The sequence below is a fragment of the Psychrobacter sp. BF1 genome (assembly GCF_019279065.1).
GTDB classification, from domain to species: domain Bacteria; phylum Pseudomonadota; class Gammaproteobacteria; order Pseudomonadales; family Moraxellaceae; genus Psychrobacter; species Psychrobacter urativorans.
On the sequence record NZ_JAGYWV010000007.1, the window covers coordinates 121114 to 145665 of the forward strand.

Consider the following 24552-nt stretch of genomic DNA (forward strand, 5'->3'; position numbering starts at 1 on the left):
AATCAAATACTGTCATTGACATTATCGATGACCAAATTAGCATGCGGATTGGCCAAAATATCGGTATTAATTTCATCACACTTCACCCGATAGATAGTATTTGAGCCTTTATAAATATAGGACAAATACTCGCTATCTAATAGCGGATCTATATTGGCATATACTGGTTTGACATGAGCCAAGACTAGAACTCGATCAGGACGAGCGATTACGGCATCAACATTATCTGGGTCTATCGAAAAGAATTTTGGAATTTCGCTGCTTTTGACAATTTCTAAGGGCTCAGGGGTATCCCAGACACGCTTGGCACTAGCTGGCTCTTTCATTTGCATTACCCAAACGCCTTGCTGTTCACTAACTTTGATTTGCGCCGGTTCGTCACTACTTACCGTATAGCAGCCCTCAAATATAGACAGATCTACCGCCGGTTCAACCGCTTTAGTATCTGCAGCTGTGCTGTTGTTATCGCTACAGCTGGTCAAAAATAGTACACTACAGGCTGTGAGACTAGTCGCCAATATAGTAAGCTTGTTGCCAATAATATCTGAGCGTAAGGGCATGGCATCGTTATCCTGCATTAGGGTATTAAAAGCGTTAAAGAAGGCTGTTATTTTAGCAGAAATTCCATCGTTTTCTGTTTTGATATGTGCTTTATAGTTGATGATTCTATAGTTTAGGGTCAGCGCTATTGGCAAGCTATTTGTTATCATTGACCTTGTTTAATTTGCTACACTATAACCGATTAAAAATACTTTATAAAACTAGGGCGTGCTGATTTATTGCCAATCGAGCCAGACCCTTTTTAATCATTGAATAATCAATAAATAGTTATTAACTCATTAATAAACTCAACGAGCTTTTATGTCAGAGAACTTTATGTCAACAGCGTCCACCACTGCCAACCTTGCTATTGACCCTATGGCCGCCAAGCTCAATACTACCGTAGCTTATACCGACGGTGCTTGTAAGGGTAATCCTGGCGCTGGTGGTTGGGGCGCTCATCTAATATTTAGTGATGGTAGCACTCAAGACTTATATGGCGGTGAGGCGGATACTACTAATAACCGTATGGAGCTAATGGGCGCTATCCAAGCGCTCAAGCACAGCCCGAATGAGTTCAAGCTAGAGATTTGGACTGACTCAAGCTATGTAAAAAACGGTATTACGGAATGGATCGCTAACTGGAAAAAACGGGGCTGGAAAACGGCTAGCAAAAAGCCAGTAGCCAATCAAGATTTATGGCAGCAGTTGGATGCATTGAATAGTGCGCGTGAGGTCAGTTGGCATTGGGTCAAAGGTCATGCTGGCCATGTCGGTAATGAAAAGGCTGATGAGCTGGCCAATCTTGGGGTAACCTCAAGCAGCGAGCAAAATACTAATAGTATTGCTAAAAAAAAACTCTCCATAGCTGATAATAGTACTACGGTTCCTACAGAGCAATTTAACCAAAAAGTGCAAGCTTTGGCGAACGAGGACTGGTTAGATTTTGACCCGTTAGGCTTAGATGAATTAGATGACGAAGCAGACGAAGCAGAAGCAGAAGAAACAAATCACCCAATAGATGAGTCGTTTAGTGCTGAGTCCAGCAATGACTTGGCTTTGCAAGCAAGGGTTGCTGTTAATTCGCCGCAACCTGCTTATGAGCACACTATTGATAAGGCATCTATTGATAAGGCATCTATTGATAAGGCAGCTATTGATACTGTAACTATTAATAGTGCAACAACTGATAGTGCTAATACTAATAATGCAAAGACAGATCATGCGATAAATAATGCTAAGGCTAAACTCGATGCGCCTGCTGTAAGTATCAGCTCGCCTATCAGCACCCCTACTATGATCACTAATGCTATGGTTACCAACGTTATGACGACAGACAACTTAAGTATAGATAATAAAGATCTAACCGAAGTAACTAAGTTCGATGGCGATACTAGTCGCGCCAATCCGAATTTTCGCCCTTTGTTGCCTAAGCCTATTCATCGTGGTGAGACTAATCGTCAGCTCATTATGGATACCGAAACTACAGGATTGGATGCGCTCAAAGGCGATCGGATCATTGAAGTAGGTATTGTAGAGATGATTGGACGTAAATTCACTGGTGAAAAACTACACGTCTATATCAATCCACAGCGTGGTATGGATGAAGTGGTAGTGCGTATTCACGGTATATCAGAGGCTTTTTTGAGCGACAAGCCTACCTTTGATCAGGTAGCTCAGCCATTGTATGACTTTATGGATGGCGCTGAGATCATCGCCCATAACGCTTCGTTTGACATGAGCTTTTTGACCATGGAATTCGATAGAGTGGGTATGACGGACTTTGCTCAGCGTGTGCAAGTGACAGACTCACTGTCTATGGCTAAACAGCAGTATCCAGGACAAAAGAACACCCTAGATGCTTTAGTACGGCGCCTAGATGTCGGTAAACAAGACCGTACTTTTCATGGGGCTTTACTGGATTCGGAGATTTTGGCAGAAGTCTATTTGGCTATGACTGGCGGTCAAGTGACGCTAGGGATAGAGGAAGACAGTCAGACGGAAGGCGGCCATACTGCTCATAGTAATTTTGCCAATCTTGCTGCGCTATTAGTAGACTCAGCAGCGGACCGTACTGCCAATGAGGCTTGGTTCGCTAACTTGGCAGAAAAAAATCCTGAGCTCAAAACTAAAATGACCCAGTGGTAATCAGCTGAGCAGCATTTTTAATAGCGCTGTAAAACCAGTTTTCAATACTAAAAATTAATCTCAATTATTGATATTTTATCGCCCAAACTTAGCTACTTGCAGCCTATTACTTACATTTTATAGTTCGCAATTTTACGGAAAAATAATTATGAGTCAGACTGAGCAATTAGCTTTGAGTATACCCACACTTAGCATTACTAATTTTAATCTCCCCTCCTTGCACTTACTGCATCAAGAGATTGTCATTATTTTAAAAGACACTGAATATCATTTAACTGAATTCAATGATGATAAGCAAAAAGCTGCATTATTATTAGAATCGATTGAAGTATTGAAGCAGTTGTCTAGCATCTTTGAGCTGATTGCTTTAAAGGATGCGCAATTACTTAGTAGTGCTATAGGCGCAGCTTTGCAGCAGCTCTATTACCACAGTCAGTACAATGACAGTAATGATGACCATGACTCAACTGATGCTCCCCTCATTATGGACTTGTCAGAGGCTATTATGACCTTTGATCGTTATATTGAATTTGTGCTTTTGACTGAGACAGTAGAGCCCAGCTTAGTATTGCCTATTATTAACACGCTCTATAGCCATTGCGGTATAGACCCTGTAGATGAATACTATTTTTCTGCTTTTAGTAGTAGCAGTGTAGTCATTGCTAACCCTGAGAAAAACTTTGAGCCTTTGAGTAGTCTAAACTTAGATCATAAACTTCTGTGTCATGGTTATCGTAGTGGTTTGGCAGTAGTGTTGACCAATAAAGACGGTGATCTTAGTGCAATAGATAAGCAAAAAGTCGAATCTATGAGCGCTGCTTGTGCGCTGATTGCTACTCATAGTCAAACCTTGTTTTGGCAAGCCGCTAATGCGCTAGTCACCGATATCGAGGCCATCTTACCTTTAACTATACGCCAAAAGCACACGCTTATTTATTTAGAACAGCAGTTTCATAATTATTTACCCATTATCGACACTCGCTTTGCTGACTTAGTGAGCTTTGCCTGCCAACGTGACCATCAGTCAGCAAAGATGGTAGGTGAGCAGTACGCTAGCAATAAGCTGGACAGTACTCAGTGCGAGCGAATGAAGGGCTTTTTGTTTGGTCCTAATCGACAAGTCACTGATCCTCTAAATGAGTGGGTTCAACTGCATATAAATACTATCAAAGAAACAATAGATATTTATTCTCGATATGATTTTGCTATTCCTGGGCTCAATGACTCTGCCGCTCAAGCCGAGCAAATAGTTGCTGAGCTTATGCTGTTAGGCTCTACCCTACAATTGATAGGCCTAAATTCAGCAGCTACTACCCTGCGCTGTGCAGCGCAAACGGTAAGTCAATGGCAGCGACCGACTCCTGATGACTTCGATTATTTATTGCTAGCCCTTATGAGCGCTGAAAACGCTATTATCACTATGGCTGAGATTCATACGCCAGGTGAAGTCTATCTACCCCTGAATAATACTAATATCTCCTTGCATCAGCTCAATAGCGCTTATGAGACAGTGATTAAAGAGTGCCGTAGCGCCCTTGCTAGTACCGAAAAACTTATCAATGAGTATTCGCTAGTTCCTGAACAGGATTTACAGCTATTAAAAGCAGTGCCCCCTACTATGAGTCAAGTGGCTGGGGCGCTTAGCTTTTTACAGTTATCGACTTCAGCGACTATGCTCAAGCAATTGGCAAAATTTTTGACACCCTGCATTGAATCCAATCAGCTGATTAACAGCGATATACTGGCTTATATTGCTGATGTGCTGGTGTCGGTAGATTATTATTTGGACGGCTCTCAACATAAGCGACCGGTAATAAAGCAGGCGCTGGAAGTGGGTCAACATAGCTTAAGCAAGCTACTGGCCGCCTAATAACTGTGAGTCAATTTTTGGCTAGCTAGTTTAAATGCTTAGTTTGAATGTTTAGTGTTAAATGCTTAGTTTAAGTGCTCAGTCTTAAATGCTTAGTTTAAGTGCTCAGTCTTAAATGCTTAGTTTGAATGTTTAGTGTCAAATGCTTAGTTTTGGACGCTCAACGAAAATATTTTCTTTAGGCGTCTTTTTTAAAAGTTGTTTTATATAATTTATTTGGATAGCTATTAATGAGTAGTGCATTTGTTTTTGAAGATGAAACTTTGTTATGTCAGCAAACAGTTAGCGGCTGGTCCCCTGTACTAGTTGACTTGCCAGCAGTTAGCACTGACCATAAGTCGCAGCCACCTTACCAATTAGGCCGCGTCCAACTACAGATCAGCTTAGCGCCTAGCTACTGGCAATCAGCTGATTCGACGACGGCTGACTCGATAGTTATGCAGCATGACGCACCAGCGACTAGCGCTATTACTTATTATTATGCACAAAACCATCAACTGGCTTTACCTAAGATAACCCCGTTATCAAGTGTCGATGCAGGTGCAGATGATGCTAATAAAAATGCTGTATTAGAAGCTAATGACAGTGCCACAACGGCCTTTATTCCCTATCGCCAGCTATTAGCTACGTTGTCAGTAGCCCTCGCCGATCAGCTTAGTCAAGCTATACAGTTATTGCGCTGGCAAGCCGATACTCAATTCTGTAGCCGTTGCAGTGCGCCTGTAAAATTAGCCACATCCGGTGAGCGAGCGATGGTATGCTCAGTCTGCCGACTGCGTCAATATCCACGAGTGCAGCCATGTGTAATTACGGCTATTACTCGACTTAATCCCGTGACTAATGAGATGCAAGTCTTGCTGGCACATCATCACCGCTATGGGCAAAAGACGCCCTCATTGCAGTATGGTTTGATTGCTGGCTTTGTTGAAGTTGGTGAGAGCTTAGAGCATGCAGTAGTACGTGAAGTGGCTGAGGAAGTTGGTATTCGGGTGACTGATATTCGCTATGTGAGTAGCCAGCCTTGGCCGTTTCCATCCAACTTAATGCTAGGCTTTCGAGCCAGTTATGTCAGTGGTGATATCGTGATCCAAGAAGATGAGCTGTCTCATGCAGAGTTCTTTGATATATCGAACTTGCCGAAGATCCCTTTTAAGGGCAGTATCGCTTATGATTTGATTGCCCAAATTGCGCAAGAGCAAGGGGTTTGTCTGTAAACCTTGTTGCAAATGACAGTCATGGCGAACAATAGTTTTACCATTAATTTTTATACCAGCTTATAGGCCAGTTATCAAATGTCCAGTTATACCAGTACTCCTACCAGTAGTCATACGCGCTTAACTAGTCTCCCTATCCTCTTTGATACTTTGACTATTGATACTTTACCGACAGCGACTCAATTAAAGATAGCGCAGATCGATGCTTGTTTACCCCAGACTCAGTGCGGCTTATGCGAGCATCCTGATGGCTGTCTGCCCTATGCTACTGCTATCGTCACTAACTATGAGCCCTATAATAAGTGTGTGCCAGGCGGTCAGCCAGTTACTGATGCTATTGCGCAGATTATTGCTACTGACCATAATCTCGATATTGACAATTTGCTTAGCGCTGAGCCTTCAAAGTGGCCGATAGAACCGACATCCAAACGCCCTACTGAAGTGCGAGCTATCATTCGTGAGGATGATTGTATTGGCTGTACTAAGTGTATCCCTGCCTGTCCAGTCGATGCCATCATTGGTACAGGTAAGCATATGCATACTATCTTTACTGACTTATGTACTGGCTGTGAGCTATGTATAGCGCCTTGCCCAGTAGATTGCATCGACTTAGTAACTATCGAGCGTGAGCTGACTGATGCTGAGCGGACTCAAGAGCAAGATGATTTGCGCCTGCGTTATCACACGCACCTTCAGCGCGTCACTGAACAGCTAGCTGATAGCAGCAATGCTAGACCCGTAGTTAGTATGGTCGAGGCCAAACTCAACAATGCCGCTAGTCAAACTTTAGATATCAGTGAGCAGCAAGCCAAAGATACTATTGCGGCAGCTAAGCTACGTAGTAGGATTAAAAAGTTAGAAAAACAGTTAAGCGTGCGTGATAATACGGCCAAGCAGCAAGAGCTTATGACTCTAAAAGCAGAGTTGGCGCTTATTTAAGGCGGCTAAAACTAGCATTGCTGCCCTGACAGTTATTAACAACCCTAGTCCAATAGCTATCAGCTTTTATAAAATGTTATAAGGTGTTATCAGCCCCTATTACTAGGCATGAATAAATATGAGTAAAACAGTCAAACATAAAACGGCCAATACGCCACCATCGCGACTAATGCCTAAACGTAATGTTAGGCCTTTTTTTGAAAAGTTAGCAGAAACCATTAAAGAGCCTGTCACTGAGCTGCATTACAAAAGCAACTTTGAGCTGCTTATCGCCGTTATTTTATCAGCGCAGGCTACTGATATCAGTGTCAATATTGCCACTCAGCAGTTATATCCAGTAGCCAATACCCCAGCAGCTATTTGGGCTTTAGGGGTCGAGGGTCTTAAACCTTACATAAAAAACATCGGGCTTTATAATGCTAAAGCAAAAAATGTTATCAAGACTTGTCGCGACTTAATAGATAACTTCGATGGCCAAGTTCCTGACAACCGTAAAGATTTAGAGTCACTGGCAGGTGTTGGCCGCAAGACCGCTAATGTGGTATTGAATACTGCTTTTGGTCAGCCGACTATGGCAGTTGATACTCATATCTTTCGAGTCGGCAATCGTACTGGGCTAGCTACTGGCAAAAACGTATTAATCGTTGAGCAAAAGCTAGTAGCGCGCATACCCGCTGACTTTATGCTCGATGCTCACCATTATCTTATTTTGCATGGGCGCTATACTTGTCAGGCCCGCACCCCTAAATGCGGCGAATGTCCAGTGTATGCTGAGTGTATGTTTAAGGATAAAGCGGCTTTTGCGGAGATTTAAATACGGTGAATAGCGACTTTTAAAACGCTAAGGCAACTGCATATAAACCTTAACGGCTGTAGTATTTGATAATTTTGAACCTTTAGATCTGTTCGGCATTATTAAGATGTTTAACTGCCCAGCTCAACTTCATCGTCTATCGTTCAGCTTTTTAACTGGTAGCATTATTCGTAATAAGCATAACGTTAGCCTACAAACAATAGCGCTAAACGCGTTAGACTATCGAACTGATATTTTACAGCTGGTTAATGGCCTAGATACACCGCAATTAGGCAATAGCTGTCAGTTTTATAGACTTTAGCTGCGCTAGCCGATAGCGCTGATTGAACCTTGTCTATCGTAGTCAGTACTCTACTAGCCGAAAGCGCATTACGCTACGGTTTGACAGCAGTAGTGACCAACTGTTAGCACTAGCTTGGCTAATATTAAAGCTACCCTAGAGTTTTGGGCTAAATCACGGTAAAATGTGCTATTTTTTGTTCTATTTGCTCTTTTTCCCACATTCAATAATGACTGACCTTATCGATAACAGTCCCTGCAATTAAGCGAACCCACTATGCGTGAATATAGTTTATTTACTTCAGAATCCGTAAGCGAAGGCCACCCAGATAAAATGGCCGATCAAATATCCGATGCGATACTTGATGCAATCTTGCGTGAAGATTTACAGGCACGTGTTGCCTGCGAGACTTTAGTCAAAACTGGTGCTGTAGTGCTAGCAGGCGAGATCACTACTACTGCTAATATTGACTTTGAACGTATTGTGCGTGATACGGTTAACGGTATTGGCTATCATCACTCTGATCTTGGCTTCGATGGCGAAACTTGTGCCGTGATCAACATGCTCGGTAAGCAGTCCCCTGAAATCGCCCAAGGCGTTGATCGTCAAAACCCTGAAGAGCAAGGTGCTGGTGATCAAGGCTTGATGTTTGGTTATGCCAGTAACGAAACTGACGTGCTTATGCCAGCTCCTATCGAATATGCGCATCGTTTAATGCAGCGTCAGTCTGAGCTGCGCCGTGCTGGTGATTTGCCTTGGTTACGTCCTGATGCTAAAGCACAAGTCACGCTTAAATATGATGGCAACCGTCCTACTTCTATCGATGCCGTAGTACTGTCAACTCAGCATGACCCTAGTATCTCGCAAGCTGATCTGCAAGAAGCTATCATGGAATCTATTATCAAGCACGTGTTGCCAGCAGAGCTGTTACATGCAGGTACTCGCTATCACATTAACCCAACGGGTAAGTTTGTGATTGGTGGTCCTGTAGGTGATGCAGGCCTAACAGGGCGCAAAATTATCGTCGATACTTATGGTGGTATGGCACGTCATGGTGGTGGTGCATTCAGTGGTAAGGATCCCTCTAAGGTTGATCGTAGTGCAGCTTATGCTGTACGTTATGTCGCCAAAAATATCGTAGCCGCTGGTATTGCGGATCGTTGTGAAGTTCAGATTAGTTATGCTATTGGCGTCGCTGAACCTACTTCTATTTCGATCAATACTTTTGGCACTAACAAGATCAGTAATGATGAGATAATCATACTGATTCGCAAACATTTTGACTTGCGCCCTTATGGTATTACGCGCATGCTAAACTTATTGCAACCTATGTATCAGCAAACCTCTACTTTTGGCCACTTTGGTCGTGAAGGCTCTGAGACTGCTTTTACTTGGGAAAAAACAGATAAAGCTGAAATCCTAAAAGCAGATGCCGGTTTATAAAGCCTTTTTAAAATCAATTATCTTACAGCTCATATTTAATAGGACAAGCTTATGTCTCAGAACGACGCTCAAGACACTACTAAAAACACTATCGATAACACTATCAATAGTAATGATAGCACTGATGCTAGCGTTGAAATAACTCCAGAGATGCAATCATTCTACCAGCGTGCCGATGCCATCATTGGGGTCGCCAATAGTCAGCTAGGAGAGCAGGCGCATTCAGGTCAAGTTGGCGCCTCGCTACTTTATGCAGCGGCGCGTTATAGTGCTTCTGTCGCTTCAATCGGTTTTATCAAAGGCGATGACTTCGCTAAAGAAAAAGACGATATCGTTGAGTTTTATGTCAAGCAATATCGCCAAATGCTTAGTGACAATCTCACCGATTATGCGCAAAACTTCGATAAATATATCAATATCGAAAAGCAGTCTTAATGTTATTAGTCGCTATTAGCTAATAGAAGTTTATGAATTATAAAATAGCCCCTTGATAGCTTAGACTATATAGGGGCTATTTTTTTGTCGTTATTCAGCGCTATTTTATTTAAATTATCAGCTCGATATTCGACTGTTATGCTTAGCGCTTAAACGGCGTAGCCTGATGCTTGTCAGACTATTGCCTTCGTCTCAGGAAAAGCTTTTAAAGTCTTGTCTAGGACTAAGGGCTAATCTTAAACTTTAAGCGTAGATTTTTATACAGAGTGTTAGCTGAGCGGTTAAATACAATTTTTTGACATAAAAAAGCCCTAGCTTATAGTCCAAGCTGGGGCTTTTAGGTTTACCCTTTAAGCTTATTCAAGCTATATTTTAATCAGTAGACTTTTCGAAATCAGGTGGCCCTGTCAATAAGTCCTCATCACGGAATTCATTAGCTGAGTTATGCTCTGCGGATTCTTCAGTGATAAACCACTGCTGATTACGATAGAGAATCAGTCTATCGCGACTTAGACCGCGCAGTAGCGAATACATCATAATGACAATTACGATGGCAAACGGAAATCCTGAAACGATAGAGGCTGCTTGTAGTGCCCCTAGACCGCCTGCTGCTAATAATACTGCAGCGATAACGCCCTCTGTACCTGCCCAAAATAAACGCTGAATCTTTGGTGGATTGGTATCCCCACCAGAAGTCAGCATGTCGATAACGAAACTAGCAGAATCCGATGAGGTCACAAACCATAATACAATCATTACTACGATCAGCAAGTTAAGGGCTGAGGTTAGCGGATAGGATTCCATTAGCTTAAAGATAGCACTACCGGTATCGGCTTTTACCGCCTCAATCAGACCAGGGCTAACAATACTAGGATCAGCCGCTGCTAGCAATTCCATATGTATAGCTGAACCACCGAAGGCGGTGAACCATATGAATAAGATAGTAATAGGGATGAATAACACCCCCAATATAAACTCACGAATAGTACGACCACGAGAGATACGGGCAATAAATACGCCAACGAAAGGTGACCAGCTGATCCACCAGGCCCAGTAAAAGATAGTCCAAGATGACTGCCAGTTCTCTTCGCCATTATAAGACTCTGTCCATAGACCTAATGGAACCACTTGATGCAGATAGTTGCCCACGTTTTCGACAAAACTATTAAAAATAAACTGCGTAGGCCCTAAGATAATCACGAAGCTTAGTAGCACTATAGTGAATAATATATTGATATCACTTAAGCGTTTAATGCCTTTATCTAAGCCCATAAACAGCGATAATCCCGCCAGCATAGTGATAAAAGCGATCAAGATAATCTGGACAGTAATATTATTAGGAATACCAAATAAGGTAGTAAGACCTGAGTTGATCTGTAATACCCCTAAACCTAGTGTCGTTACTACCCCGAACATAGTACCAAATACTGCCAAAGTATCGACCGTATGACCCATAGGACCGTAGATTTTTTTGCCGATCAAAGGATAGAGCGTTGAGCGAATGGCTAAAGGTAAGCCTACTCGATAATGGAAATAAGCCAATGACAAAGCAACCATACCGTAGATCGCCCACACATGCAGACCATAGTGCAGGAATGAGATGTTCATTGCCTGTTTAGCGGCCGCAATAGTTTCAGCTTCTCCTAATGGTGGTGCCATAAAGTGATACAGCGGCTCAGCAGTACCCCAATATAACAATCCGATACCGATACCCGCTGAAAACAGCATACCTATCCAAGAAAATAGATTATATTCTGGCTTTTCGGTCTGATGGCCAAGCCTAATATCGCCATAGCGACTAAAGATCATATAGATACTCATGACCAAGGCTAAGTTGACTACTACAATAAAGAACCAGCCAAAACGTATCGAAACAAATGCTTTTGCTTGATTGAATACTAATTCTGCTTGTTCATTAAAAAACGCACCAAAGACAATAAATGCCAGAATTAATAACGCAGAGGTTAAAAACACAGGTTTACTTACCCGCGGAAAAGGGCCCAAGCGGCCAACTTTTACATGATCCATGTCATCGTCTCAAATTTTTAAGAGGGCCACCATAACAAGATAAGCACTAACTATCAAATCAGCTAGTGCTCTTTATAGTTCTACTAAACAATAAAACCCCAAGATAACTAACTATCCTAGGGTTTTATGGTTACAAAAACATCCGAGCTAATGCTGTATCTAGATAATAAACAGCTAGCGTTTATTCTCCTGAGGTAATCTTAGGGGGACCCTTTAAAAGATCTTCATCGACGAACTCATTAGCCGAGTTGTGATCCGCAGACTCATCAGTGATAAAGTGTTGTTGCGCTCGATAAAGGATCAATCGATCACGACCTAGACCCCGTAACAGCGCATACATCATCACAAATATTACTAATGCAAACGGTAGTCCTGCCACAATAGCGGCGGCTTGTAGGCCACCAAGTCCACCAGCTGCTAATAAGATAGCAGCAATCAAACCTTCCATCGTTGCCCAAAATAAGCGCTGAATCTTCGGCGGATTAGTATCACCACCAGCCGTTAGCATATCAATAACGAAACTGGCTGAATCTGATGAAGTCACAAACCACAGTACAATCATGATCACAATCATCAAAGTAACCGGCTTAGTAAGTGGATAGTATTCGACCAACTTAAAGATAGCGCTACCGGTATCGGCTTGTACCGCTTCTACTAACCCTGGACTGACTAATGCGGGATCAAGAGCGGCAAGCAGCTCCATATGAATAGCCACCCCGCCGAAAGTTGTGAACCAAAAGAACAAAATAAGCATAGGGATTAATAGCACACCTAATACGAACTCACGTATGGTACGGCCACGACTGATACGGGCAATAAATACTCCTACGAATGGCGCCCAACTTACCCACCATGCCCAATAGAATATAGTCCAACCACTTTGCCAATCAGTATTACTATAAGCCTCACCCCAAGTAGATAAAGGTACTAGAGCTACTAAGTAATTACCGATGTTCTCAATAAAACTATCAAAAATAAATAATGTGGGTCCTAAAATGACCATAAACGCTAATAGGACGCCGGTAAAACCCATATTGATATCGCTTAAGCGCTTGATCCCTTTATCAAGACCTAACATCAGTGACCCACAAGCTAATGCGGTTACCACAGCGATAATAACGAACTGTACGGTTAAAGAGTTGGGTATACCGAATAAGTTTTCGAGGCCAGAGTTTATCTGCATTACCCCTAAACCTAAAGAGGTTACTACCCCGAACATAGTGCCAAATACGGCTAAGATATCGACGGTATGGCCCCAACGCCCATAAATCTTTTTACCCAATATTGGGTACAGCGTTGAGCGAATAGATAGCGGTAATCCGCGTCGAAAGTGGAAATAGGCTAATGATAAAGCGACTATAGTATAAATAGCCCATGCGTGTAAGCCCCAATGCAAGAATGAAATACTCATCGCTTGCTTGGCGGCTTCTATAGTTTCAGCCTCCCCTAACGGCGGTGCCATAAAGTGATATAAGGGTTCAGCCGTTCCCCAATATACTAACCCAATACCAATACCTGCCGAAAACAGCATACCTATCCAAGAGAACAAACTGTATTGCGGGCGTTCTGTTTGCTGACCTAAACGGATATCACCATAACGGCTCGCTGCTAAGTAAATACAGAAGACTAGAGCGACGTTCATTAAAATAATAAACATCCAACCAAACTTATCAGTAATAAATTTCTGTAAAAAACCAAATACCGCACCAGCAGTTTCAGTAAAAAAAGCGCCAAAAATAATAAATCCAACGATAAGTAACGCTGAGGTAATAAAAACAGGTTTACTCACCTTCGGAAACGGACCTAATCTGCCAACCTTCACATGATCCATGACTAATTCTCAATTTCTAATGAAAGTCACTGTAACAAACTGGTTACCAATTATCAACAAATGACAATAATTAGCAAAATAGTATGACCAACATATTTTCAATAGCTTAGTGCAATCTGTTGAGACATGACCTGAGTTAGCTACTAGAATCACTAGCTGAAATAGTCATGGAATCATTTATAACATAAGCGCTTAAGGTAAAAGCTAAAAACATAAAACCCCTTACCTGCTATTGCAAGTAAGGGGTGGGTCACTAATAGCTAGTATGAGCATTAGGATTAGGACTCAGTTGCTAACATTAGAAAAACTAATATTAGACCTCTAAGTTTGACTCTCTAATTAGCTCATTCTAAGCTTATTAAAAGTCAATCGATCATCATTGCCAACCTCGACTTTGATGATATCCCCTGCAATAAAATCGCCAGCTAGCAGTTTTAATGACAGTGGATTTTCGATCTCTTGCTGAATCGCACGTTTTAGGGGACGCGCGCCATACACTGGATCATAACCAACCGCTACTAGCTGAGTCATCGCCTCATCACTTAAAGTGATATCCAATTCGCGCTCTTGTAAACGACTGCGTAAACGATCAATCTGGATATCAGCAATACCCGCCATTTGTGCTTGCCCTAAAGCATGGAATACCACAATCTCATCGATACGGTTTACAAACTCTGGACGGAAATGCTCACTAACAGAATCCATCACCTCAGACTTAATATCCTCATAACTCTCGCCGACCATTTCTTGGATTTTATGTGAACCTAAGTTACTAGTCATAATAATGACCGTATTTTTGAAGTCGACTACTCGGCCTTGTGAGTCAGTCAAGCGTCCATCATCGAGCACTTGCAATAGAATATTAAACACATCTGGATGCGCTTTTTCTACTTCATCGAACAGTACTACGCTATAGGGCTTACGGCGTACCGCTTCGGTCAATGCACCCCCTTCTTCATAACCCACGTATCCTGGAGGTGCGCCTACTAAGCGGCTAACACTGTGTTTCTCCATGTATTCGCTCATGTCGATACGGACTAACGAGTCCTCGCTATCAAATAAGAAATGCGCTAGTGATTTAGTCAGCTCAGTCTTACCTACCCCTGTTGGGCCTAAGAATAGAAAAGACCCTGAAGGACGATTGGGATCAGACAAGCCGGCGCGACTACGACGTACCGCATTGGCCACCGCCTCTACTGCTTCGTCCTGACCGATAACTCGCTCATGGAGTTTTTCTTCCATTGCCAACAGTTTGTCACGCTCGCCCTGCATCATTTTATTGACTGGGATACCAGTAGCCGCACTAACCACCTCAGCGATCTCATTATCGGTCACTTTATTACGTAGCAGCTTGATATTAGGCGCATTAGTCTGCTCTTTTTGCTCAGCAAGATCAGACTCAGTAATGCGGCGCTCCAACTGCGGGATAGTCTCATACTGCAATTTTGACATCGCTTCATAATCACCTTCACGGCTGGCTTTATCATAAGCAGTACGGGCTTTATCCAGCTCATCTTTTAGCTGCTGACTACCTTTTACTAGCGCTTTCTCAGCTTGCCAAATCTCATTGAGATCAGCGTATTCTTTTTCTAACTCTTCGATTTGTACATTTAACGCTTTACGCTCAGCTTGCGCGCCAGCATCTTCTTCGTTTTTGAGCACTTCACGTTGCATTTTAAGCTGAATCAAACGGCTATCAAGCTTACCTAACGATTCAGGTTTACTGTCCATCTCCATGCGTAGACGGCTAGCGGCCTCATCAATCAAATCAATCGCTTTGTCCGGCAATTTACGATCAGTAATATAGCGATGACTCATACGAGCCGCAGCGATAATGGCGCTATCTTGGATATCGACCCCATGATGCAGCTCATAACGCTCTTTAAGACCACGCAAAATCGCAATAGTATCTTCAACCGTTGGCTCATCGACTAGCACTTTTTGGAAGCGGCGCTCAAGGGCAGCATCTTTTTCGATGTATTTGCGATATTCATCTAAAGTAGTTGCCCCCACACAATGCAGCTCGCCACGAGCTAGCGCTGGTTTGAGCATATTGCCCGCATCCATTGCGCCGTCTGCTTTACCTGCGCCTACTAAAGTATGTAGCTCATCGATAAACAAGATGACATTACCCTCTTGCTTAGCTAAGTCACTAAGTACGCTTTTTAGGCGCTCTTCAAACTCACCACGGAACTTAGCGCCCGCAATCAGTGAGCCTAAGTCTAATGACAGTACTTCTTTGTGACGCAAGCCTTCTGGCACATCGCCATTGATAATTTTTTGCGCTAAGCCTTCAACAATGGCGGTCTTACCCACACCAGGCTCACCGATTAATACCGGGTTATTCTTAGTACGACGTGACAGCACTTGAATAGTACGGCGAATCTCTTCGTCACGCCCAATCACTGGATCCTACTTACCAAGCTCTGCCTGCTCTGTCAGATTGATAGTGTACTTATTTAACGCATCACGTTGATCTTCTGCGTTTTGATTGTTAACGGTTTGATCGCCACGTAGCTGCTCAATGACTGCTTTTAATTTAGGCGCCGTTACCCCAGCATTTTCGAATATCTTCTTAGTTTCGCCTTGTTCCGCTAGCGCTAGCATCACCCATTCAGTAGCGATAAAATCATCGCCTTCTTTTTGTGCTTGCCGATCAGCAAGGTTCAAGATTTTGACTGAGTTTGGGTTCAGATTGACATCGCCAGTCGGCTCGCTAATCGTTGCTTGATTATCTAGGGCTTTGGCTACCCCATTCTTCAACGCCGGAATAGAACCACCAGCTTGCTGACAGATAGACAAATTCGATTCATCTTGCAACAAAACTGCTAGTAGATGCACGGGATCTATTCCAGTATTATCACGCCCTAACGCTAAGCTCTGCGCTTCTTGAATCGCTGATTGCAACTTTTGAGTAAATTTTTCAAATCTCATATTTTAGATCCTCTTATAATTGGTATATTTGGCAGCAAATTTATGGTTTTTACTTACCAGTGTCTGTTATGTATATAAGGTAGCTTAGGAGTTATTTCAACCTAGCTAATCAATAAAACCTTACTTATAACAGTGATATTTATCCTGACTAATTAATTGGTATATTTAACGACTATTTCAAGGACAACAAAACCATAAAATCTTTAAAAAATGTAAAAAATAAGCGCTTGCTCGGCTAAGAACAAACGCTGGGTATAGCTGACTATTTAGTAAAATACTAAGCAAGAACGATGGAAAAATAATGAGCAAAAAATGGCCAGTAAAAACAGTAAGCAAAAAAAACAATAACTGTGCTGACCTATTCTACAATTTCAATCGGCATGCCTACTTTGTAGATAGCCATGATTTCATCCATCTCATTATTAGTGACTGCAATACAGCCATCCGTCCAATCACGTTGCTGAGTAATCGCCGCCAAATGACCTAAACCGTTAGTCTGGCCATGAATCATAATGTCGCCGCCAGCATTAACGCCAAGCTTTTTGGCACGGGCTTTATCAGCAGCATTAGGGTAGCTGACATGAATAGAGCGATAAAATTTAGATTTTTCGTTTTTATAATCTAAAATATAGTTGCCTGTCGGGGTACGCTCATCACCTTGGCGCTGCTTATGACCTGCTGGACTGTCTCCCAAGGCCACATGGTAACTCTTGATAACTTCACCTTTATTCATTAGCTTTAACAGGCGATTAGACTTATCGACAAATATCTTATCGATAGTTACGCTGTCATCGATAGGCTGCTCACGGTTAGTGACACTCTTGGCATAACTGCTAGTAGCGACACTAATAATCAGCACAAAGCCAATAGCGACTAGTAACCAGCGTAAGCCTTTATTAGTATCCGTAGTAGAAAACGACATAGGTTTTAATCCTTATTAGAGCTATTTGAATGCTGGGTAAAAACTTTTGCCATCAATATAGCAAAACCTAGGGCTAAGTTATGTGCGAATACTATTAATACCCTGAATACTGCGAGTACCTTAAATCCTGCGAAAACCGACTTTGTAAGTCTTAAGTCATACGAATAGCCCCATCCAAGCGAATCACTTCACCATTTAGATAAGCGTTATCAATGATATGGGTAACTAACTTAGCAAACTCACTAGGTGCGCCCAAGCGCTTAGGATAAGGAACGGCTAACTCCAACTGCTCGCGCGCTTTTTCTGGGATGCTATTCATCATTGGGGTGCCAAAAACTCCGGGCGCAATGGTCATTACCCGAATACCATGACGTGCCAGCTCACGAGCCAAAGGTAGAGTCAAGCCAACTACCCCAGCTTTAGAAGAGGCATAACTGGCTTGGCCAACTTGTCCATCAAAGGCTGCAACGGAGGCGGTATTGATAATCACCCCTTGATCTAGATTCTTTTCAGTCTCTTGATTGGCATCACTATTAGCGATATTAGTAGCCGCAACTCGGCGAGCAATACTAGCAGCTACTAAGCGTGCCACATTGAAGGAGCCAACTAGATTAATATTCACCCCACGGCTAAATGCCTCAAGGTCGGCAGGATTGTTATCACGATCGAGTAACTTTTGTACTACGGCGATACCAGCGCAGTTAATAGAACCTTGTAAGCCACCAAAATCTTGTTCGGCTAGCTGTACAGCAGCTTGTACTTCATCGCCATTAGTTACATCACAACGTGTAAAACGTACCTTAGCGCCTAGCTCTGCCACTAAAGCTTGACCAGCGGCTTCATTGAGATCCGCTATGACTACATTACCACCTTGAGCCGTGATAGCCCGAACTACGGCTTCGCCCAGTCCAGATGCCCCACCAGTAACCAAAAAACTGCTGTTTTCAATTTGCATAACTATTCCTTTAGTGATGAATTAATTTTTTATTACTACTCTATTAGGGTCAAATCTCTAAGCTATGCAAGAATGCAAGCAAAGCTTTTTCTTCAGAGCTTTGATACTGCTTAGTGCGTCCACGTCTTGCTTGTTTATAAGGTTCAAAGAACTCTCCAGCCAAAAACCGCTCGATGATAACGGGGTGAATATAGGAGGAGCGGCAGACACTAGGGGTATTGCCTAACTCGCTAGCTACTTCTTTGACCATTTCTGTCACTAATGATTGGCGCAGCTTGCTATGCGGTTCGCTGGCGACTATCTCTGCTCCTGCGGGGCTATGTAGCTCGTCATAGAGATAGCTGGCAGCCAACACACTAGCCATCCAAGTACGAAAATCTTTGGCACTATAGCGTCTATCAACCTCTTCTTGATCCTGATTATCACTACTACTATCAGCACACAGATTCTCACGTAAGTAACGATTGATATCAGCGCTATCCACCACTTGCTTGTCCCCTTGCTCATCAAGATATTTGAATATCTGATAGCCAGGTAGCTCCGAGCACGCTTGTACAATAGCAATCAAACGCTCATCTTGTAATTCAATATGATGAGTTTTGGCACTCTTACCAACGAAGTCAAAGGCCAACCCATTGTCGATCTCGCTGACATGCTTACTGCGTAGAGTACTAAGACCGTAGCTCTTGTTGAGCTTAGCATAGCGACTATTACCTATCCGAATTAGGGTGGTCTCTAACAGTTTGACTACCGCAGCCAATACATTAGCACGAGATAACGACGTTGTCTCCAAATCCAGCTCAACTTGCGCACGCAGATTAGGTAACGCCTCAGCAAAGCCAATCATAGCATCGAACTTGGCTTGGTCACGCACATTATCCCAAAGCGCATGGTATAAATATTGCTTACGCGCTTTGTCATCACGACCAGTCGATTGGATATGCCCTCTGTCATCTTGGCATATCCACACCTCTGACCACATCGGTGGAATAACTAACGCCTCAAAACGTTGGCGTAGTTTTTTATCTTTGACCGTATGGCCAGTAGCATCACGATAAGTAAAACCGCGCCCATGACGACGACGCTGATAGCCTGGTTCCTCATCACTAACATAAAGTAGCTTGGCACGGCGTGCAAGCGACTCATAATCATGACGTAGATCTTCTATCATTGCTTGCTCAGTGCGATTAGCCATAAAATAGTGCGCCTTTTTTCACTAAGATTTTGAGTAAGCTATAGCCAGCAGATGTCCGGACTTTAGCCCTTAGATATTTTATTTTTAGTCATTAAAGTTTAGTAGTAGATAGTCAATAACCTGTCGTAGCCTTAGCATAGAGAGTTCGCAGTTTTTTTACTGTTTGTTTGCCACGCCTAATGTGTAATCCTGTGTAAAACCTGCAACCGTCTAAAGGCACCCTTTCGCACAATATGATGGCTGGCAGGGTTATAAAATCATGACTATTAAGGCATAATTTAACACCCTTTAACTTTGTAAAGCTGAATAAAATATGACTAGTAAATCTTCTATTACCATAACCCAGCTTGTAGATTCTGACTATGAGGCTTGGCTAACGCTATGGCAAAACTATTTGAGCTTTTATGAGACTAGCTTAGCGGCTGAAACCACCGACTGTACTTGGCGCAAGATAATCGATAGTGAGACAGCAATCTATGGCTTTGGCGCTCGGATAGCTGGTGTATTAGTCGGCGTCACTCATGTCGTGCTACACCCTAATACTTGGAACACTACTGACTGTTGCTATTTGGAAGATTTATATGTTGATGGATCAGTACGTGGACAAGGGGTTGGTCGTACGTTGATTGAATACGTTTATGATTTCGCTAAGCAACGAGGCTGTAATCGTGTTTATTGGACTACGCAACAGAGCAACACTCCAGCACGGATACTCTATGACCATATCGCTAGTCAAACAGATATGGTGCAATACCGAAAAGATTTATGACTCAAAGCAGTTTACCGCTCAGTTAGTCATATAATAGGTATAAAAATAACAGCCATAAAAAAACGCCAATCAGATAATGTTTGGCGTTTTTTTAGCGGGGAAAACTATTTATATAACTGTTACTAGTTACAGATCCTACTTACCATATAAGCATAGATAAGCACTTTCAACCGCGACTTTTACTTTGAATTTTTTATTGGCTTCAATAGTAAATTGCTCGCCAGCAGCAAAGGTTTGCCACTCACCGCTGTCAGGCAACTTGACCGTTAATGCGCCACTAACCACACTCATAGTCTCAAACTCGCTAGTACCGAACTCATAGTCACCGATAGACATAACGCCTACAGTAGCTGGCTTAGTGGCAGTTTGAAAGGCAATAGAAGTCACTTTATCATCAAAATATTGATTAACGCTTGGCATAATCTTCCTTAACTAAGTTTTGGTTTTTTAAATATGAATTGAGGCTTATAAACCCGCTTTTAGACTGGCTTCGATAAACTGATCCAAGTCACCATCGAGTACCGCACCAGTATTAAAGGTTTCAACACCAGTACGTAAGTCTTTGATACGCGAGTCATCAAGGACATAAGAGCGAATCTGGCTGCCCCAACCGACATCAGACTTACCGTCTTCAACCGCTTGTTGGCTCTCCATCCGCTTTTGCATTTCCAGCTCATAAAGTTTAGCACGCAGCATTTTCATCGCTGTGGCTTTGTTACCATGCTGACTACGCTCGTTCTGACAAGTCACTACGACACCACTTGGGTCGTGAGTAATACGCACCGCAGAGTCAGTAGTGTTTACATGCTGACCACCAGCGCCCGATGAGCGATAGGTATCAATGCGCAAATCTGCTGGATTAATATCGATATCGATATCATCATCAATCTCAGGCGATACAAACACTGCAGCGAATGAAGTATGACGGCCATTATTACTATCGAACGGTGACTTACGGACTAAGCGATGCACGCCAATCTCTGTGCGTAACCAACCAAAAGCATAATCGCCTTTGATCTCGATGGTTGCTGACTTGATACCTGCCACGCTGCCAGATGAGATCTCAATGACCTCAACCTTAAAGCCATGCGCCTCTGCCCAGCGGGTGTACATACGCAGCAGCATTTCCGCCCAATCTTGCGCTTCAGTACCCCCGCTACCCGATTGAATATCCAAATAGCAATTATTAGGGTCCATCTCACCACTGAACATCCGGCGAAACTCTAAATCAGCTACCCGCTTTTCGGCACTGTCCAGCTCAGCTTGCACATCGTTAAGCAAGGATTCATCTTCCGCTTCAACGGCTAATTCTAGCATCGCTGTTGCATCTTCTAAGGTAGTCTCAAGCGATACCACTACGTCGATAACGCCATCCAAATGGCTCTTTTCTTTATTAATCTTAGTCGCCCGCTCAGGATCGTTCCATAGCTCAGGGTTTTCTAATTCTAAATTGACTTCTTCTAAGCGCTCTTGCTTACCATCGAAGTCAAAGATACCTCCGTAAGTCCTGTCCACGCTCAGATAAGTCTTTGATTTGCTCTTGGTACGGATTGATTTCCATAAATTTTCCTAAGGGTTAATAAGTAATAAAAATAAGATAAATAGGGTCTGTTGTAGGCTGGCGTTTTTAGCCCCGCGGCAAGACTTTGCAAGTTTAAAATGCTCGGTTAAAAACCTAGCCTACGCCTGAAAAGCGTTAAAAAACTGCAATGCAATTTTAGCTTTGCAAGGGAAATTCTTTAAATAGAACTCCCACAATCATGACAGTCACGGAACGCTGAGCTAAATTATCACGTGGGTTACCACCCACGCTACTTATAAAATATTCGATACCTGAATAAAACTAAATACTCCAATCTTCTACTGCCCAGCGGTGCGCTAAAGCGTGCGCATGTAAAGCATCGTCGGGTGAGACGCAAACGGCCACATCCGCCCATTGCAATAACGGTAAATCATTTTTGGAATCCGAATAAGCGTAAGTTTTATCAAAGCTAACGCCAGCAGCTTGCTGCTTGTCCAGCCATTTATTCAGATGATAGATTTTACCTTCTTTGAAATTGGGTTTGTCAGTTAATTTACCGGTATAACGCTTATCAATGATTTCAAGTGGCGTCGCTAATACATTCGCCCGCTCAACGCCAAAGCGCTCAGCGATAGCCGATACTACAAAATCGTTAGTCGCTGAGATAATCACGACATCATGGCCTAATTCGATATGTTCAGCCAATACCTTTAGGGCCTTTGGACGTATATGCGGTTCGATCTCAGTCTGGATATAGTGTTCACGTAGCTCATGCAAGCGCGGCAGCGGCAAGCTAGTCAAAAACTGCGCTACAAACTCATTATATTCAGTCGCATCTAGCGTGCCTTCGATGTATTGCTCATAGAATGCTTGATTAGCAGTTCGATATTCTGCCTCATCAACCAGACCGTTATTGACAATATATTCACCCCATAAATAGTCGCTATCGACATCAAGTAGAGTATGGTCTAAGTCAAATAAAGCTAAAGTGCGCTTTGATGCGGGGATGTCATTAACAGAAGAATGGTTAAGTGAAGAATCAATAGCTGGGTTACTCATAGGGTGATACTCGTCAATAATAGGTAAGCATACTTAGAATGGTAGTAACTGTAAAGCTGGCGCCTATCTATTCAGGCATAGCTATTCAGGCATAGCTATTTCTTTTAGACCATTTTTAAACTTTTGGCAACGCGCGGCATAATGCATAGCAGAGGCTTGCAGCATAGCGACTTGTTCATCAGTGAGTGTTTTGACTACTTTGGCGGGCGCGCCCACCACTAATGAGTTGTCTGGGATCTGTTTGCCTTCGGTGATTAATGCCTTCGCCCCGATGATACAGTTTTTGCCGATTTTGGCATTGTTAAGCACTACCGCACCAATGCCAATCAAGCTATTATCACCGATTTCGCAGCCATGTAACATCGCCAAATGGCCAATAGTAACATAATTACCAATAGTGACCTCAATGCCTGCATCAGTATGGATGACGCTATTCTCTTGTACATTACTATAGTCGCCGATATGAATGCGCTCATTATCTCCACGAATTACAGCGCCGAACCAAACACTAGCTTGATGACCCAAATAGACATCACCAATCACTCGTGCTGAGTCGGCTACCCAACCATTAAATGGGCTAGCAAATTTAGGGGCTTTGTCTAAATATTGATAAATCATAATCGATCCTTAATAGTGAATAGTAACTGATCAATAGCGAATAGCTAGCAATAAGTGCCTAGCGATAAACCAGCGTTGATAAAGATTTTTATAATAGTTTTTATAAGCATTAGATAATAAAAAAACCAGTCCGGCTTTATAGTACAATTGCCCAGTCATCCAAATTAGCTGCTATTAAAGGCAGTTTTTATGGTCATTAAGCTGGATTTGAAGCGAACTTTAGCGCTGGTCTAGCTAACTTTGAGCAATGAAAAAAATGACTAAATAAGCAATAAAAGAATGCTTAAGTAAGCAACCCAATAACTGAGGCTTATCATCAAATAAAAACTGATGATAGCATTTCAATATCCATAGCAAAACATCTTTAGGAATAAGGCTATGAGCCATAAAAATTACGCCGCATCGATCTTATTATCATCAGGCTTGATCTTGACTAGTCCAATTTGTACCGCCAATGACTCAGATCTTACAAGAGCTGGTGATATCGTCGCTGTTGCTATCCCCGCTATTGCTTACGGTAGCACCTATTATATGGATGATAAAGCTGGTCGTAAGCAGTTCTATGGTTCATTTGCTACTAACTTTGCGGCCACGCAAGTGCTCAAAGCTACTATCGATAAAGAGCGGCCTAACGGTAGCGATAATAACTCGTTTCCCTCTGGACATGTATCAGTAGCCTTTCAAGGCGCCAGCTTTATCCATAAACGTTATGGACTCCAATACAGCATACCCGCTTATGTAGGCGCAGGCTTTGTCGCTTATACTCGCTTAGAAGCAGACGAGCATGATACCACTGACGTGTTGGCAGGTGCGGCGCTGGGCATTGCCAGCAGTATGTTTCTAACCAAAAGTTATAATGACAACTTACACATCGCCACTAACCTTGCCCCTGATTATTATGGATTAACCGTAAACTATCAGTTTTAGTGCGCGCCTAACTATTGTTCTTTTATGGCTTTTTCCTGTTTATGGCGCTAGCCCTGAGGGAAAAATTCTAGTATAATGCGCAAAATCTGTGCCTAAGCGAGCGGACATG

General features: G+C 42.7%; 19 protein-coding genes and 1 pseudogene. 9 read left to right on the plus strand and 11 right to left on the minus strand.

Annotated elements, in window-relative coordinates:
* Window positions 1–2 precede the first annotated feature (2 nt).
* The gene (locus KZA12_RS09595; protein ID WP_227677182.1) at window positions 3–710 is read right to left on the minus strand and encodes a hypothetical protein; all 708 of its coding nucleotides are present in this window, start codon (window positions 708–710) and stop codon (window positions 3–5) included.
* Between the two features lie 151 nt (window positions 711–861).
* Between KZA12_RS09595 and dnaQ the strand changes: the two genes are divergently transcribed.
* From dnaQ to KZA12_RS09630, 7 genes are all read left to right on the plus strand, one after another.
* Window positions 862–2688, plus strand: coding sequence for a DNA polymerase III subunit epsilon (gene dnaQ / locus KZA12_RS09600; protein ID WP_218690096.1), 1827 nt, complete (start codon window positions 862–864; stop codon window positions 2686–2688).
* A gap of 148 nt (window positions 2689–2836) precedes the next feature.
* Complete coding sequence (locus tag KZA12_RS09605; protein WP_218690097.1) at window positions 2837–4558, plus strand: hypothetical protein; 1722 nt, start codon at window positions 2837–2839, stop codon at window positions 4556–4558.
* Window positions 4559–4788: 230 nt separating this feature from the next.
* Window positions 4789–5772, plus strand: a complete 984-nt coding sequence (gene nudC, locus KZA12_RS09610; RefSeq protein WP_218690098.1) for an NAD(+) diphosphatase — start codon at window positions 4789–4791, stop codon at window positions 5770–5772.
* A 78-nt stretch (window positions 5773–5850) separates the two neighbouring features.
* Window positions 5851–6711 (plus strand): RnfABCDGE type electron transport complex subunit B, encoded by an 861-nt coding sequence (locus KZA12_RS09615; RefSeq protein WP_218690099.1) that lies wholly within the window; start codon window positions 5851–5853, stop codon window positions 6709–6711.
* 118 nt (window positions 6712–6829) lie between these two features.
* Complete coding sequence (nth, locus tag KZA12_RS09620) at window positions 6830–7525, plus strand: endonuclease III (protein WP_218690100.1); 696 nt, start codon at window positions 6830–6832, stop codon at window positions 7523–7525.
* Window positions 7526–8081: 556 nt separating this feature from the next.
* Window positions 8082–9248 carry a methionine adenosyltransferase gene (gene metK, locus KZA12_RS09625; RefSeq protein ID WP_201622578.1) on the plus strand — a complete coding sequence of 389 codons (1167 nt, stop codon included), beginning with the start codon at window positions 8082–8084 and terminating at the stop codon, window positions 9246–9248.
* Window positions 9249–9299: 51 nt separating this feature from the next.
* Window positions 9300–9683 (plus strand): DUF3144 domain-containing protein, encoded by a 384-nt coding sequence (locus KZA12_RS09630; RefSeq protein ID WP_373416611.1) that lies wholly within the window; start codon window positions 9300–9302, stop codon window positions 9681–9683.
* Window positions 9684–10055: 372 nt separating this feature from the next.
* On the opposite strand, the gene KZA12_RS09635 is transcribed toward KZA12_RS09630, so the two are convergent.
* The 6 genes and pseudogenes from KZA12_RS09635 to KZA12_RS09660 all read right to left on the minus strand — a co-directional run bounded on the left by KZA12_RS09635 (window position 10056) and on the right by KZA12_RS09660 (window position 19548).
* Window positions 10056–11711, minus strand: a complete 1656-nt coding sequence (locus KZA12_RS09635) for a BCCT family transporter (protein WP_218690101.1) — start codon at window positions 11709–11711, stop codon at window positions 10056–10058.
* Between the two features lie 181 nt (window positions 11712–11892).
* Window positions 11893–13542 carry a BCCT family transporter gene (locus tag KZA12_RS09640; RefSeq protein WP_218690102.1) on the minus strand — a complete coding sequence of 550 codons (1650 nt, stop codon included), beginning with the start codon at window positions 13540–13542 and terminating at the stop codon, window positions 11893–11895.
* A gap of 339 nt (window positions 13543–13881) precedes the next feature.
* Window positions 13882–16476 (minus strand): annotated as a pseudogene (clpB, locus tag KZA12_RS09645) (ATP-dependent chaperone ClpB).
* Window positions 16477–16834: 358 nt separating this feature from the next.
* A complete protein-coding gene (locus KZA12_RS09650) occupies window positions 16835–17398 on the minus strand; it encodes a murein L,D-transpeptidase family protein (RefSeq protein WP_218690103.1) in 564 nt (187 codons plus the stop codon).
* Between the two features lie 151 nt (window positions 17399–17549).
* Window positions 17550–18353, minus strand: coding sequence for an SDR family NAD(P)-dependent oxidoreductase (locus KZA12_RS09655; RefSeq protein WP_218690104.1), 804 nt, complete (start codon window positions 18351–18353; stop codon window positions 17550–17552).
* Between the two features lie 49 nt (window positions 18354–18402).
* On the minus strand, window positions 18403–19548 hold the full coding sequence (locus KZA12_RS09660; protein WP_218690105.1) for a DNA topoisomerase IB: 1146 nt from the start codon (window positions 19546–19548) through the stop codon (window positions 18403–18405).
* A 313-nt stretch (window positions 19549–19861) separates the two neighbouring features.
* On the opposite strand from KZA12_RS09660, the gene KZA12_RS09665 reads away from it, so the two are divergent.
* The gene (locus tag KZA12_RS09665) at window positions 19862–20317 is read left to right on the plus strand and encodes a GNAT family N-acetyltransferase (RefSeq protein WP_218690106.1); all 456 of its coding nucleotides are present in this window, start codon (window positions 19862–19864) and stop codon (window positions 20315–20317) included.
* Between the two features lie 135 nt (window positions 20318–20452).
* On the opposite strand, the gene KZA12_RS09670 is transcribed toward KZA12_RS09665, so the two are convergent.
* From KZA12_RS09670 to KZA12_RS09685, 4 genes are all read right to left on the minus strand, one after another.
* Window positions 20453–20737, minus strand: coding sequence for a pyrimidine/purine nucleoside phosphorylase (locus KZA12_RS09670; protein WP_218690107.1), 285 nt, complete (start codon window positions 20735–20737; stop codon window positions 20453–20455).
* A 45-nt stretch (window positions 20738–20782) separates the two neighbouring features.
* Window positions 20783–21878, minus strand: a protein-coding gene (prfB, locus tag KZA12_RS09675; RefSeq protein ID WP_201622587.1) for a peptide chain release factor 2 whose coding sequence is annotated in 2 segments (ribosomal slippage) — window positions 20783–21805 and window positions 21807–21878 — 1095 coding nt in all. Because the reading frame shifts where the segments join, the coding sequence is not laid out codon by codon here.
* 282 nt (window positions 21879–22160) lie between these two features.
* A complete protein-coding gene (locus KZA12_RS09680; RefSeq protein ID WP_218690108.1) occupies window positions 22161–22898 on the minus strand; it encodes an HAD family phosphatase in 738 nt (245 codons plus the stop codon).
* 81 nt (window positions 22899–22979) lie between these two features.
* A complete protein-coding gene (locus KZA12_RS09685) occupies window positions 22980–23516 on the minus strand; it encodes a gamma carbonic anhydrase family protein (protein WP_218690109.1) in 537 nt (178 codons plus the stop codon).
* Between the two features lie 378 nt (window positions 23517–23894).
* Here KZA12_RS09685 and KZA12_RS09690 point away from each other — a divergent pair, with 378 nt between their 5' ends.
* Window positions 23895–24443, plus strand: coding sequence for a phosphatase PAP2 family protein (locus tag KZA12_RS09690; RefSeq protein WP_218690110.1), 549 nt, complete (start codon window positions 23895–23897; stop codon window positions 24441–24443).
* Window positions 24444–24552 lie beyond the last annotated feature (109 nt).

Excerpts from the sequence above, each read along its gene's own strand:
- KZA12_RS09595 (WP_227677182.1), bottom strand. The coding sequence starts at position 710 with ATGATAACAAATAGCTTGCCAATAGCGCTGACCCTAAACTATAGAATC.
- dnaQ (WP_218690096.1), top strand. The coding sequence starts at position 862 with ATGTCAGAGAACTTTATGTCAACAGCGTCCACCACTGCCAACCTTGCT.
- KZA12_RS09605 (WP_218690097.1), top strand. The coding sequence starts at position 2,837 with ATGAGTCAGACTGAGCAATTAGCTTTGAGTATACCCACACTTAGCATT.
- nudC (WP_218690098.1), top strand. The coding sequence starts at position 4,789 with ATGAGTAGTGCATTTGTTTTTGAAGATGAAACTTTGTTATGTCAGCAA.
- KZA12_RS09615 (WP_218690099.1), top strand. The coding sequence starts at position 5,851 with ATGTCCAGTTATACCAGTACTCCTACCAGTAGTCATACGCGCTTAACT.
- nth (WP_218690100.1), top strand. The coding sequence starts at position 6,830 with ATGAGTAAAACAGTCAAACATAAAACGGCCAATACGCCACCATCGCGA.
- metK (WP_201622578.1), top strand. The coding sequence starts at position 8,082 with ATGCGTGAATATAGTTTATTTACTTCAGAATCCGTAAGCGAAGGCCAC.
- KZA12_RS09630 (WP_373416611.1), top strand. The coding sequence starts at position 9,300 with ATGTCTCAGAACGACGCTCAAGACACTACTAAAAACACTATCGATAAC.
- KZA12_RS09635 (WP_218690101.1), bottom strand. The coding sequence starts at position 11,711 with ATGGATCATGTAAAAGTTGGCCGCTTGGGCCCTTTTCCGCGGGTAAGT.
- KZA12_RS09640 (WP_218690102.1), bottom strand. The coding sequence starts at position 13,542 with ATGGATCATGTGAAGGTTGGCAGATTAGGTCCGTTTCCGAAGGTGAGT.
- KZA12_RS09650 (WP_218690103.1), bottom strand. The coding sequence starts at position 17,398 with ATGTCGTTTTCTACTACGGATACTAATAAAGGCTTACGCTGGTTACTA.
- KZA12_RS09655 (WP_218690104.1), bottom strand. The coding sequence starts at position 18,353 with ATGCAAATTGAAAACAGCAGTTTTTTGGTTACTGGTGGGGCATCTGGA.
- KZA12_RS09660 (WP_218690105.1), bottom strand. The coding sequence starts at position 19,548 with ATGGCTAATCGCACTGAGCAAGCAATGATAGAAGATCTACGTCATGAT.
- KZA12_RS09665 (WP_218690106.1), top strand. The coding sequence starts at position 19,862 with ATGACTAGTAAATCTTCTATTACCATAACCCAGCTTGTAGATTCTGAC.
- KZA12_RS09670 (WP_218690107.1), bottom strand. The coding sequence starts at position 20,737 with ATGCCAAGCGTTAATCAATATTTTGATGATAAAGTGACTTCTATTGCC.
- KZA12_RS09680 (WP_218690108.1), bottom strand. The coding sequence starts at position 22,898 with ATGAGTAACCCAGCTATTGATTCTTCACTTAACCATTCTTCTGTTAAT.
- KZA12_RS09685 (WP_218690109.1), bottom strand. The coding sequence starts at position 23,516 with ATGATTTATCAATATTTAGACAAAGCCCCTAAATTTGCTAGCCCATTT.
- KZA12_RS09690 (WP_218690110.1), top strand. The coding sequence starts at position 23,895 with ATGAGCCATAAAAATTACGCCGCATCGATCTTATTATCATCAGGCTTG.